We start from the raw sequence: 12,670 nt of genomic DNA, 5'->3' as shown, positions 1-12,670 counted from the left end.
TCAATTCACTCTAACTCACCCTTATTGTTTAGCACCATTTTCAGGGTAGGGCTGACCGTACCCTTCTATATTCCCGGCACGTTCTTTTTCATATGCTGACCCTGAACCTTGGCGGTTTACTGCAGCGGAATTTGTTTTCTGGTTCGCTGGTTTATTGTTTTGACGCGGCAAATCCATCACCTCCCATACACAATTAGAATGCTTAAAATTTGGGAAAGTATTCAGCCTTCCAGTTCCGAGACCGGCTGTATGAGAAAAGAGTCAATCAAACTTAAACGCTCCTGCAAAAGCAGGAGCGTTTTTTCATGCAGAACAAAAAGGAAAAATAATACAAATAGGAGAAGTAATAAGATAGCAAAGGAAGTGGTTGTAATGGCGGATGTGCGAATGTTTGAGTGCGATGCCAAAATCCTGGAAGGGACAGGCAGGCAGGAGTATGGTACAGATGAAAAGGAGGAGTTCTAATGAGCAAGCCGCTGCTGAAAGGGGTGGAAGGAATCTTTATACCGGTAAAAAACCCGGAGCAATCAGCAAGGTGGTACAGAGAAATACTGGGTTTCCAGCTGATTTATATGGAAAAGGAGGCAGCTGTCATGCGGATTGGAGACCATGCTCAAACGGTCGTCTGCCTTGTGAGAACCAGTCCTCATCAGCCGATGAAGTTTCCGGAAAATCATTTTGGCGTGGGGAAATATTATAATTTCATTCCCGAGGATATTGAAGAAACACATAAAATGCTACTTGAGAAAGGGGTCAGTGTAAACCCGATTGGCGGGGAAGGGAGCACGAGATTTTTTACCTTCTTTGACCCTGATGGGAATCCTCTGGGGGTTTGCCAATGACTGCCTAAGTTAGCTGGCTTTTCTGGTGTCTATATGCTATGTTGGTAATATAAAGTAGACCTTTCTTTGCAAACGGGAAAGGTCTGCTTTTTATATATTCAAAAAAGGATGGTGCAGGGAGAATGATCACAGAAATGAAGTTTTGCAGAGTGTTTGATCCAAGCAGGGGGGTTATCTATTATGAACCATAGTCTGGAGGCTCTCACTGAAAAAGAATTCTTTATTAAACAGCTGACCTATATTGATGAAAATCATCAGGAGCTGAATGGCCTTTATCTTTCTTCCACTCCTCTAAAGGAAAGGAGAAAGGATTTTCTCAGTATTTATGTAAGGGAAGTAGAGCAATACATTGAACTTTGCAATCAGGCGCCGGCAGAACAGCCTTTGCGGAAAGTATTGATTGGCACAAAGGTAACTGTATTATTTGACGGGGAGGATGACCGGGAAGTTTATCACATTTGCCTCCCGGAAGAGTCAGACCCTGATAATGGCTGTATCTCGTTTTTATCTCCGGTTGGCAGGCAGCTTCTGCTAAAAAATCTGGGTGAAAAAACATCACTCACGATCCCAAGCGGCAAGCTGGATGTGGTTATTGAAAATATATCCTGGGACCAGGGAACTGGCTGAACAACCAGGAAGAGAAAGCAGAGGGGCAGGTAACTGTCCCTCTGTTCCTTTTGTGAATTCAATAATTGACTTCCTAAACTGTAACTTATACCATTACAGTAGGTTTCATGCCCGTTTAATTTGTGTAAACATTAACCAAACTAGGTGTGAATGAAAAAGGAGTGACGCAGATGAATACAAGTTATAAACCGCTAGTAGAATCTTTGCAGTTAAAAAATAAAATGGAACTAAAAAACAGGGTGGTCCTGGCCCCGATGACTAATTTCTCCTCCCATCCTGATGGGACGGTGTCAGATGCCGAGATCGATTATTACATACGGCGCTCAAAAGGGGTCGGTATGGTCATTACCGCATGCACCAATGTGACCGCGAACGGAAAAGGGTTTCACGGTGAATTTGGCGGGGATCATGATGGAATGATTCCAAGTCTTTCGAGACTGGCTGCAAGTATTAAAGAGCAGGGGGCCAAAGCTGTTCTGCAGATTTTTCACGGAGGCAGGGAGTGTCCGCCGGAGCTGGTGCCAAATGGGGAAACAGTCAGCGCCAGTGCGGTTGCATCTGAAGGAAGCAGCCATACGCCAAGGGAACTGACGGAAAAAGAAGTGGAGGATATCATTGCCGCTTTTGGCGAGACTACCCGCCGGGCCATCGAGGCAGGCTTTGATGGCGTTGAAATCCATGGCGCTAACGGCTACTTAATTCAGCAGTTCTTTTCACCGCATTCCAATCGCCGTGAGGATCGATTTGGAGGCAGTCTGGAAAAGCGCATGGCGTTCCCTCTTGCTGTGGTAGAAGAAGTTCAAAAAACGGTGCAAGAGCATGCGAAAGAGCCATTCATTGTCGGATACCGTTTTTCTCCAGAGGAACCGACCACTCCGGGAATCACTATGGATGATACACTTCATTTGGTCGATGTGCTATCAGATAAAGGGCTTGACTACCTTCATGTCTCCCTGATGGATTTCTGGTCCAAGCCAAGACGCGGAGCCGACGAATCCAAAACAAGGATTGAGCATTTATTAGAAACGATCAATAACCGTGTACCGCTAATCGGAGTTGGATCAATCCATACTCCTGATGAAGCCGCTAAAGCACTGGAAGCAGGAGTAGCCATGGTTGCCCTTGGACGGGAGCTGATTATGGAGCCGGATTGGGTGCAAAAGGTGCAGGAAGGAAAAGAATCCGAAATTGCTGTCACCCTATCTAAAAAGGATCAGGAAAAACTGGTTATCCCGGATCCGCTCTGGCAGGCCATTGTGAACACTCCGGGCTGGTTTCCGGTTGTAGATTAAATACTTTGCGGAAGTATTAAAAGAGGACTGCCCCGTGCATAGGGCAGTCCTTATTGTCATAATACCGGGAGTTTATTGAGGAATTTATTAGCCATGAGAAGAGGGAATCGAGTACGGTCTTGAGATAATAGAATTATTGAAAAGTTAGAATGTTATGATAATATCATAATAGAGATGTAAAGAAAGGGGAATCTATTTTACACATGTGGATTAACTTGAACTGATTCATTAATTGGATAGAGACAGGCGGCGATCCTTGATTTCTAAGGATGCGTTTATTTGTCTATCTGAAATCATTCAAGGGATATATGGTGTGGACAATTAATTTCCCATTGCCAAGCAGACGCCTTTTGCAGATCTGCTTTTATTTTTGGGTAAAAATACATCTTTATTGACACAGCTGCCGAATCCCTGAACTGGGGGAATTTTAATGAAGAATCAAAACGAAGAGCTGCTGGCAGGAGGGAATGTCTCTCGCGTCTATCGATCGGGAGATACTGTCCGGCGTGAATTAAAGCCAGACAGTCCCAGAATCCACCGTGTATTAAAGCATTTGGAAAGCAAAGGATTCAGCAATGCGCCAAAGTTTCTGGGGATAGATGAGAAAGGCAGAGAAATCTTATCGTTTATAGAAGGAGAAGCAGGCAATTACCCTTTAAAAGAATTCATGTGGTCCAATGATGTTTTAATAGAAATAGCGAAGATGCTCCGTCAATATCATGATGCTGTGAGCGACTTTCCGATATCTGGTGAATGGATGCCAATAGACAATACTCCAGATAGCCATGAGGTTGTCTGCCACAACGATTTTGCCATTTACAATATTATTTTTAGACAGGAAAAGTCGGCAGGCATTATCGATTTTGACCTTGCGGCACCAGGACCAAGACTCTGGGACATTGCGTATGCTCTTTACACCTGCGTTCCATTAAGCAGGCATTATCATAATGAAGCAGGAGAAGCCATTCATTATAATCCATCCCTTGATGCCAGCCGCACAAGAAAGCGAGTTAAATTGTTTTTGGACTCCTATGGTATGGAGAATATGGAAGAAGACTATTTGGAGATGGTATTGCTCCGGTTAGAAGGATTATGTCAGTACATGAAAAGAAAAGCCGGCGAAGGTGACCCTGCTTTTCAAAAAATGATTGATGAAGGTCACTATGAACACTATCAAAAAGATATTGATTTCATTCGTCATCGTGGAAAAGAGTGGATTTAAATCTCAAGCCCCTTCCGAACAGTTCGGAAGGGCTGCGAATTTGAAAAAAGGTGCCTTTCCTGAGGGGGAGGCACCTTTTGGGCATTTTTATTTGTACAATCCGCCTGTATACATCCTCGTAAGGTTCACAATCACATCATCCATCTTATACTTTTCCTTGTTCAGAACCAGCTCCCACATGAACATTTCATTCGAATAGAACCAGCCTCTCGCGGTGAGGGCCGGGTCAAGGTCCTCCTTGGTAAGCTTTTGGGACTGGGCGTAGCGGATGTCAAGGGAAATCCGTTCGATGAAGCGTTCACGGATTGCATACCATTTTTCCTCTATCACAGGGGAGATGCCGATTGCCTCTTTTACGGCCTTCATCATGTCCCGCTCCTCCAAAGCGAGCTGCAGGAACAGCCTCACCTGCTTTTTAATATTCTCATAGGCTTCTTCTTTGGACTGTGGCTTAAAGGGCATCTCTGCCACTTCGTAAAACTGGTTCATGTGGTCTTCCATTAATGTAATGAAAAGCTCGTCTTTATTTTTAAAATAGACATACGCCGTACCGTAGCCTGTGTTTGCTTTTTTGATCACTTGGGAGATGGTCGCTTTTTGAAAGCCATTTTCGAGAAAAACCTCTTTTCCGGCTCGGAGAAGTTTCTGGCGTGTTCTCATGGCCTTCTGCTGCCTTGCCGGCATTTGACCTACGGTTTTTTTCATCACTTTCATCCTTTATATGTTATCTGATCTTACTGACATTATATCATTGACATAGTGTCAATCAAACAATATAATTTTCGTAAATAATTAATATTCTGAAAGGTTGGGAGTTTATGGATATAACAAAGGAGTATGCTGTCAAACTGGATGAACAAAATGACCTGTCCTATCGGGAAGAGTTTTATATAAAGGAAGATGGAATTTACATGGATGGCAATTCACTTGGGCTGCTGTCCAAACGGGCAGAGAAATCACTGCTCGACCTGCTGGAATCCTGGAAGCATCATGCCATTGACGGCTGGACAGAAGGGGACAATCCCTGGTTCTACCTATCTGAAAAACTGGGTAAAGAAATGGGGCCAATCGTAGGGGCAAACCCGGAGGAAGTAATTGTAAGCGGTTCCACTACTGTTAATCTTCACCAGCTTGTCTCTACATTTTATAAGCCGGAAGGAAAAAGAACAAAGATACTGGCAGATGAGCTTAATTTTCCAAGTGATATTTATGCGCTGCAAAGCCAGGTGAAGCTGAAGGGCTATGATCCTGGAGAGCATCTTGTCCGGGTGAAAAGCGCGGATGGACATACATTGAAAGAGGAAGATATTGTCGCAGCGATGACGGATGAAATCGCGCTGATTGTCCTGCCGGGTGTGTTGTACCGGAGCGGCCAGGTGCTGGATATGGAGTATCTGACTGCCGAGGCGCATAAGCGCGGGATTGAGATAGGCTTTGACCTATGCCATTCAGTTGGATCTGTCCCTCATGCTTTGAGTGAGTGGGATGTGGATTTTGCGTTCTGGTGCAATTATAAGCATCTGAATGGCGGACCGGGTTCAACGGGAGGGCTGTTTGTGAACAAGCGCCACTTCGGAAAGGTCCCGGGACTTGCCGGCTGGTTCAGTTCCCGCAAGGATAAGCAGTTTGATATGGAGCATGTGCTGACGGCGGCTGAAGATGCGGGTGCCTATCAGATTGGAACGCCAAATATCTTCAGCATGGCGCCGATTATCGGATCGCTCAGCATGTTTAATGAGGCTGGCATGGAAAGAATACGTGAAAAATCGCTGCAACTGACAGGCTATATGATTGAGCTGGTTCAGCAGGAGCTTGATGGACACGGATTTGTCCTGCGCAATCCGCTTGATGAAAAGAAGCGGGGCGGCCATATTTATCTGGAGCATTCGGAAGCAGCTAGGATCTGCAGGGCACTGAAGGCTGAAGGAGTCATCCCGGATTTCCGGGCGCCAAATGGAATCCGCCTGGCACCGGTTGCACTATACAACACGTTTGAAGATGTTTGGAAAACGGTTCAAATTTTAAAAGGAATCATGGAAGAGGAGAAATATAAACAATTTGAAAATAAGAGGGGAGTTGTCGCATGACGAAAAGAAACTGGATTGATATTTCACAGCCTCTTACCGGCGACATTGCCCATTGGCCCGGTGACACCCCGTTCAGCTATGAAACGGCTTATACAAAAGAACAAACCGGTTCTGTCAATATCGGACGGATTACGACCAGCCTGCATACCGGCACCCATGTTGATGCACCGTTCCATTTTAATGATGAAGGTGAAAAAATCCTGGATCTGGACATCGAGCTGTATATCGGGCCGGCGCATGTAATTGATGTATCTGCCTTTGAAACAGTCGATTCGGAAGTTCTGAAAGGATTCGACCTTGAAGGCGTGGAACGTGTCCTGCTCAAAACTTCGGTTCCGAATAATTCGGAAGTGTTTCCGAAGCGTATTCCGGAACTGACCGTGGATATGGCAGACTACCTTGGCGAGAAAGGAGTCCGCCTGCTCGGAGTCGATGTGCCGTCCGTTGATGCGCTCGACAGCAAAGAGATGGCGACGCACCATGCCTTATATCGCAATGGCGTTCATATACTGGAAAACATCATGCTCGATGACGTAGATGAAGGAAATTATGAACTGATTGCTTTGCCTCTTCCAATCAAAGATGGAGACGGCAGCCCGGTGCGGGCGGTCATTCGCCCGCTTTAGGCGGGATATTTATCGGCAAAATGCTGACTTTCTGCCTTGAAGCCATCAGAAATAACCTTTATCGGCCGATTTGAAGGAAATACCGGCCAATATCGTATAAATATCCGGCCAAACTGCGGGATTTACCGGCTAAATGAAATCGGGTCAGTCCCTGACATACAAGACATTACAACAAGGCCGAATCGAGAACGACAAGAAGCAATTCCAAGGAGGAACTCAAATGATCAACGAGAAAAACCAGGACGTAAACGCAACAACCTCTGAAAAGAGCATCCATACAGACTTTACCAATAACATGACTTACGGAGAATATCTTCAGCTTGATAAAATTTTATCCGCGCAAAACAGGCTTTCCGGCCATCATGATGAAATGCTGTTCATCGTCATCCACCAGGTGAGCGAGCTGTGGATGAAGCTGATTCTTCATGAAATGGGCGCAGCCATCGAATCGATCGAAAACAATGATTTATCCACAGCACAGAAGAGATTGTCACGCGTTTCGAAGACGCAATCGCAGATTATTCAGGCATGGGATGTACTTTCCACTCTGACTCCTTCCGAATATATGGAGTTCCGTGATTCACTTGGTCAGGCATCTGGCTTTCAATCCTACCAGTATCGTATGGTAGAATTTGCGTTAGGGTATAAAACTGAGCATGTTCTAAAAATCTATCAAAAAGATCCGGAGCTTCATGCAAGGTTAACAGAAGCCTTTGAAAAACCGGGCCTTTATGATGTGGCCATCCGCGCGCTTCACAAAGCCGGCTTGTCAATTGATGATGACATTTTGAACAGAGATGTAACCAGGACGTACAAGGAAAATGATTCCGTCCGTGCAGCCTGGATGACTGTGTATAAAAATCCTGAAAAGTATTGGGAGTTATACGAGTTAGCTGAAAAATTAGTGGATATCGAAGACTGGCTTCAGCAGTGGCGCTTCCGCCATATGAAAACGGTCGAAAGAATCATTGGCTTCAAAATGGGCACAGGCGGCTCATCAGGTGTCGGCTATCTGAAAAAAGTACTGGATCAGCGCTTCTTCCCTGAACTCTGGGATATCCGTACAGAGCTGTAAGCTATTGGGGGAACTTCGGACTCATCCGGCAAGAAACCGGGAGATAGAGTCCGAGCCCGAGTCAACTTCGGACACAACCAGCGTAAAAACGGAAGTCAGAGTCCGAACCAAGACCAACTTCGGACACAACCAGCGTAAAAACGGAGGTTAGAGTCCGAACCCGAGTCAACTTCGGACACAACCAGCGTAAAAACGGAAGTCAGAGTCCGAACCCGAGTCAACTTCGGACACAACCAGCGTAAAAACGGAGGTTAGAGTCCGAACCAAGACCAACTTCGGACACAACCAGCGTAAAAACGGAAGTCAGAGTCCGAACCAAGACCAACTTCGGAAACAACCAGCGAAAAAACAGGAGTCAGAGTCCGAACCAGGTCCAACTTCGGACTCAAACAACAAGAAACCTGCAGCTAGAGTCTGGACCACCTAAAAATATAACAACAGGGGGGAAACGATGAGTACAAAACGAGAGCAATGGTCATCTAAATTCGGCTTTATTATGTCCTCGGCCGGTGCGGCGATCGGCCTGGGGGCCATATGGAAATTCCCATACGTAGCCGGAAACAGCGGCGGGGGCGCCTTTTTGCTGATGTTTATCGTATTTACGATTCTGGTAGGGCTGCCCATGCTCATTTCCGAATTTATTATCGGGCGTGGTGCACAGAAGGAAGCCGTATCGGCCTATTATAAACTGGCGCCAAACAGCCTGTGGACGTTTACCGGGAAACTAGGGGTAATCGGCTGCTTCCTGCTGCTGAGCTTTTACTCGGTTGTTGGGGGCTGGGTGCTAATTTACACAGTTCTCTCAATCGGCGGCCAAATCATCAAGCCAGGTGCAGCCTATCCGGAACTTTTTGGCATGATCACATCTACACCAAGCTGGACACTCATGGGACTGGCTGCGTTTCTGCTTATTAACATTGTCGTGATTACATTTGGAATCCAAAACGGGATTGAAGCTGCAAGCAAATACATGATGCCGCTATTATTTATCTTTTTTATCGTGCTTGTCATACGTGCTTTAACGCTTGATGGAGCAATGGAAGGGGTCAAGTTTTTCCTGAACCCGGACTTTAGTAAGATCACAGGTGATTCGGCACTTTATGCATTAGGACAATCATTCTTTGCGTTAGCCGTCGGTTTTTCCTGCATGGTCACGTACAGCTCATACCTGGATAAGAAAGTCAGCATTCCATCGTCAGCCGGATCTGTTGTTATCATGAACATCATCATCTCGGTCCTGGCTGGGCTAGCGATTTTCCCGGTAGTCTTTGCATTCGGTTTTGAACCGACGGAAGGCCCGGGGCTGCTGTTCATGGTCCTGCCGGCTGTCTTTTCACAGATCCCCTTGGGTGAACTGTTCCTGGCGATCTTCCTGCTGCTTTTCTTATTTGCCACTCTGACATCATCGTTCAGCATGCTGGAAATCATCGTCTCAGCCTTCATCGAGAACGGTAAGCATTCACGGAAAAAAACCTCCTGGATCTCCGGCATAATCATGTTTGCAGCCGGTATTCCTGCTGCCCTGTCGTTCAGCCTGTTTGGAGACTTCACGGTCTTCGGGAAAAATATTTTTGATGCCACCGACTATCTTGTCAGCAATATCCTGCTTCCGCTGGGCTGCCTGCTGATTGCCCTTTTTATTTCGTTTAGAATGGATAAAGGGCTAATAAAAGAAGAATTTCTGCTCGGAAGCGACATTTCACCAGCTATGTACACAGCGTGGAGCATCCTGATGAAAGTGGTTGTTCCGGTTACAATTGGGGTTGTGTTCCTGAGCACACTAGGAATTATTTAAAGAGGCGTCAATCCGACGCTTTTTTTTTTTTACTTTTTAATAAAAAAATTTAAATTTATGGTTTATGGATAAAACTAAAAGGGTATAAAATTGTAGGATTCTGCCTAAATGAAGATGTAATCTATAATACCAAATTCAAGAGAAGGATTTTCTTCGACTTAAACGAATTGTATAATATATAACACGAGGGGGCGTATGATTGATATGGAAGCAACCTACAAAGAAACAAGCGATATGGCGGGCTTTATTGTTGCGAATCGAGACCACTTTCAGCACAAATTATTGTCAGAGGCTGTAAATGTAGCTTCTAAGATCAATGAAATTCTGCAAAGAGGGAATATTGATCTTTTAAAAAATGCAGAAAGATTGGCTTTATATGTTGCTGAAGATAAAGAGGAAGAGCTGATTGCTTTTGCCAGACAGGAAGGCGTTGCCTGGGCTGAGCACTCCCTGACGCTTTTTTTAAAACTGGAATGGGTGCAGGCGATCAGACGGACAATGTGGCACTTTCTGTACCAATATGACAAAATTAAAAAGCAGGACAAAGTATCGGAAGACTTTTATCATATGGAAAAAGTGGTCAATGATTATGTGGACCAATTTTTAAATAATTTCTTTATCAGCTATTCTGATTATAAAGATGAAATGCTCAAATCCCAGCGCAAACTGGTAGAGCATTTATCCGTGCCAATTATTCCGGTCAGCACGTCTGTCGCTGTACTGCCGCTGATTGGCATGATTGATTCATACCGGATTCAGACGATTGAAGAAAAGGTTCTGATGGATATTGCATCCATTAAAATCCAGACTTTAATCATGGACCTTTCCGGAATTGCCGACATGGAAGTGGATGTCATCGTTCATTTCAAAAAGATTTTAAGCGGTATAAAAATGATGGGCTGCGAGGCAGTCATCACAGGTCTTCGAGCAGAACTGGTCCGAAAAATGGTGCATGCTGGTGTAATGTTCCAGGACCAGGCAGAAACAAAAGGGACTTTGCAGCAGACTTTACGGGAGTATTTAGTTATTGAACCTAAACAATAGTACATATAAAATGCCTGTCGCTGTCTTCATCGGAACGCGGCCGGCATTTTTTTAAGGAGCCTGCTATGAAAGACTTTGATGAATGGCTGAATATCCATACACATGGCGACCAAAAAGGGTTTCCTAAATCCCTTCACTACCACCGCTACGAACCTACTCCTTATGAGGGCCTGGAAAAACTGTTCAGTGAATATACGCTGAAAAGCAGTGATCGCCTCGTGGACTTTGGCTGCGGCAAGGGCCGGCTGCCGTTTTATATTCACCATACCTTTGGTGCATCCGCTGCTGGTGTGGAAATGAGTGATGACTTTTACCATGAGGCAATGAAAAATCACCGGACATACAAAGGGGAAAAAGCAGGTATCAGCTTTCACTGCATGCTGGCTCAGGAGTATGATATCACTCCGCAGGACACCCATTTTTACTTTTTCAATCCGTTTTCTGTGCAGATTTTTATTAAAGTCGTCAACAACATACTCCGCTCTGCCGAAGAAAAACTGCGCAAAATGGATATTATTCTCTACTACCCTTCAGAAGATTATCTGTTTTATCTGGAAAACAGCACTCCCTTTGAGCTGATCAAAGAGGAGAGACTTGAGGGGAATGAAAACGAGCGTTTCCTGGTTTATCGTTTCAATCAAACGTTTGATTGAAAATTCCCCCGCTGCCTAAAAGCTGGGGGAATTTCTTTTATCGTACTGGCCTTGATTCAGGTTCTCTTTCATATTCCCGGTTTGGTTTAAAGAGGAGACCCAAATTGATCAATCCCGCAATTCCCACTAATCCATAGACAATTCTTGATAACACTGCATCCTGTCCCCCGAATAAGCTGGCAACTAAATCAAATTGAAAAAATCCGATCAGACCCCAATTAATAGCTCCAATAATGGTTAAAACAAGTGCAATACGCTGGAAACCGTTCATCTTTTTATCCTCCTTACAATGAGTAATCATACAGCGTGCTCGCTATATATTAGGGAGTTACCCCGGTATTGGAGGGGGCAAACAAATTTCAGAGAGTTGGAGAAATAAAAAGTGAAATTGGGGAAATGAACATTTTATTGCAGGAAAGGATTCAGCTAATTAGGAAACACCCCTCCATTTTGAGGAAAACAATCACTAAAATGAGGAAAAGCTATCCCGCAAAAGGATAGCTTTTTTCTTTCAACAGTTTCTTATTTCGCACTCAAACGTCTAATACGCTCATCTAAGTCAGGATGTGTCGAGAATAAGGAAGCTTTTCTTCTGTTATTAATTTTCAAAGTGGAAATGGCTGTCTGTTCTTCACCCTGAATGCGGCTGGAGTAAGCCTTCAGCATCTGCAGGGCATGTGTCATCTTGTCTTTGCCGGCAAGATCAGCGCCTCCGCGGTCCGCATGAAATTCGCGGTGGCGGGAGTAGGCGAAGACCACAAGGCTTCCAAGAATTGAGAAAGCGATCTGGAACACGATGACAGCTATAAAGTGTACAATTGGTGCCATTTCTTCTTTTACAAAGCGGGATGCCACCCATGCTGCAATTCGAGCAAGGAAGACCACGAATGTGTTGACTACACCCTGAAGAAGGGTCATGGTGACCATGTCTCCGTTTGCAATGTGTGCCACCTCATGGGCGATGACACCTTCAATGGCATCGTCGTCCATTTCCTGGAGCAATCCTGTTGAAACGGCCACAAGCGAGCGTTTTTTCGAAGGACCTGTCGCAAAAGCGTTCACTTCAGGAGAGTGGTAGATTCCAACTTCCGGCATATGTGTTAAGCCTGCCGCTCTTGAAAGGCGGTGAACTTTCTCTACGATTTCGCGTTCAGCACCTGAAAGGGAGCCATTCGGATCCAGCACCTGGACATTCATCATTTTCTTGGCCATCCAGCGGGACATCCACAGAGAAATGAAGGAGCCCGTAAAACCAATCACTGCACTGACAACAAGCAATGCGCCAAAATCAATGCCGCCCTCGGCATTGATGTAATTACCTCCGCCAATCAGCGAGAAAATAATACTGATCGTTAATAGAACAAGCACGTTTGTCAATAAAAAGTAAAAAATACGTTTTCCCATTTT

Annotated in this window: 14 protein-coding genes; 10 read left to right on the top strand and 4 right to left on the bottom strand. The window is 45.0% G+C overall.

Going from position 1 to position 12,670, the window contains the following annotated elements; all coding sequences use genetic code 11:
- Positions 1–21: 21 nt before the first annotated feature.
- Positions 22–171 (bottom strand): hypothetical protein, encoded by a 150-nt coding sequence (locus tag NSQ49_RS08655; RefSeq protein WP_159862179.1) that lies wholly within the window; start codon positions 169–171, stop codon positions 22–24.
- A gap of 293 nt (positions 172–464) precedes the next feature.
- On the opposite strand from NSQ49_RS08655, the gene NSQ49_RS08650 reads away from it, so the two are divergent.
- The 4 genes from NSQ49_RS08650 to NSQ49_RS08635 all read left to right on the top strand — a co-directional run bounded on the left by NSQ49_RS08650 (position 465) and on the right by NSQ49_RS08635 (position 3,983).
- Positions 465–842 carry a VOC family protein gene (locus NSQ49_RS08650; protein ID WP_159862178.1) on the top strand — a complete coding sequence of 126 codons (378 nt, stop codon included), beginning with the start codon at positions 465–467 and terminating at the stop codon, positions 840–842.
- Positions 843–1,022: 180 nt separating this feature from the next.
- Positions 1,023–1,469 (top strand): GreA/GreB family elongation factor, encoded by a 447-nt coding sequence (locus NSQ49_RS08645; RefSeq protein WP_159862177.1) that lies wholly within the window; start codon positions 1,023–1,025, stop codon positions 1,467–1,469.
- A 170-nt stretch (positions 1,470–1,639) separates the two neighbouring features.
- Positions 1,640–2,761, top strand: a complete 1,122-nt coding sequence (locus NSQ49_RS08640; protein ID WP_251284547.1) for an NADH-dependent flavin oxidoreductase — start codon at positions 1,640–1,642, stop codon at positions 2,759–2,761.
- 430 nt (positions 2,762–3,191) lie between these two features.
- The gene (locus tag NSQ49_RS08635; protein WP_159862175.1) at positions 3,192–3,983 is read left to right on the top strand and encodes an aminoglycoside phosphotransferase family protein; all 792 of its coding nucleotides are present in this window, start codon (positions 3,192–3,194) and stop codon (positions 3,981–3,983) included.
- Between the two features lie 87 nt (positions 3,984–4,070).
- Here NSQ49_RS08635 and NSQ49_RS08630 read toward each other — a convergent pair whose 3' ends face one another.
- The gene (locus NSQ49_RS08630) at positions 4,071–4,688 is read right to left on the bottom strand and encodes a TetR/AcrR family transcriptional regulator (RefSeq protein ID WP_159862174.1); all 618 of its coding nucleotides are present in this window, start codon (positions 4,686–4,688) and stop codon (positions 4,071–4,073) included.
- A 113-nt stretch (positions 4,689–4,801) separates the two neighbouring features.
- Between NSQ49_RS08630 and kynU the strand changes: the two genes are divergently transcribed.
- From kynU to NSQ49_RS08600, 6 genes are all read left to right on the top strand, one after another.
- A complete protein-coding gene (gene kynU / locus NSQ49_RS08625; protein WP_251284548.1) occupies positions 4,802–6,070 on the top strand; it encodes a kynureninase in 1,269 nt (422 codons plus the stop codon).
- Entirely contained in the window at positions 6,067–6,696 is a 630-nt protein-coding gene (gene kynB / locus NSQ49_RS08620) for an arylformamidase (protein WP_159862172.1), read from the top strand. Before kynU ends, kynB begins: the two co-directional genes overlap by 4 nt.
- A 220-nt stretch (positions 6,697–6,916) precedes the next feature.
- Entirely contained in the window at positions 6,917–7,771 is an 855-nt protein-coding gene (gene kynA / locus NSQ49_RS08615; RefSeq protein ID WP_251284549.1) for a tryptophan 2,3-dioxygenase, read from the top strand.
- Positions 7,772–8,222: 451 nt separating this feature from the next.
- Positions 8,223–9,566: a sodium-dependent transporter gene (locus NSQ49_RS08610; RefSeq protein WP_159862171.1), complete on the top strand. Its 1,344-nt coding sequence runs from the start codon at positions 8,223–8,225 to the stop codon at positions 9,564–9,566.
- A gap of 204 nt (positions 9,567–9,770) precedes the next feature.
- Entirely contained in the window at positions 9,771–10,610 is an 840-nt protein-coding gene (locus NSQ49_RS08605; protein WP_159862436.1) for an STAS domain-containing protein, read from the top strand.
- 65 nt (positions 10,611–10,675) lie between these two features.
- Positions 10,676–11,263 (top strand): class I SAM-dependent methyltransferase, encoded by a 588-nt coding sequence (locus tag NSQ49_RS08600; RefSeq protein WP_251284550.1) that lies wholly within the window; start codon positions 10,676–10,678, stop codon positions 11,261–11,263.
- Positions 11,264–11,300: 37 nt separating this feature from the next.
- Here NSQ49_RS08600 and NSQ49_RS08595 read toward each other — a convergent pair whose 3' ends face one another.
- Both NSQ49_RS08595 and htpX read right to left on the bottom strand, forming a co-directional pair.
- Entirely contained in the window at positions 11,301–11,534 is a 234-nt protein-coding gene (locus NSQ49_RS08595) for a DUF378 domain-containing protein (protein WP_159862169.1), read from the bottom strand.
- A 251-nt stretch (positions 11,535–11,785) separates the two neighbouring features.
- A complete protein-coding gene (htpX, locus tag NSQ49_RS08590) occupies positions 11,786–12,667 on the bottom strand; it encodes a protease HtpX (RefSeq protein WP_159862168.1) in 882 nt (293 codons plus the stop codon).
- Positions 12,668–12,670 lie beyond the last annotated feature (3 nt).

The organism is Cytobacillus sp. FSL R5-0377, from assembly GCF_038004385.1.
Lineage (GTDB): Bacteria > Bacillota > Bacilli > Bacillales > Cytobacillaceae > Cytobacillus.
The sequence above is the reverse complement of the archived record's forward strand: the minus strand, read 5'-3'. Positions and strand labels throughout refer to the sequence as shown.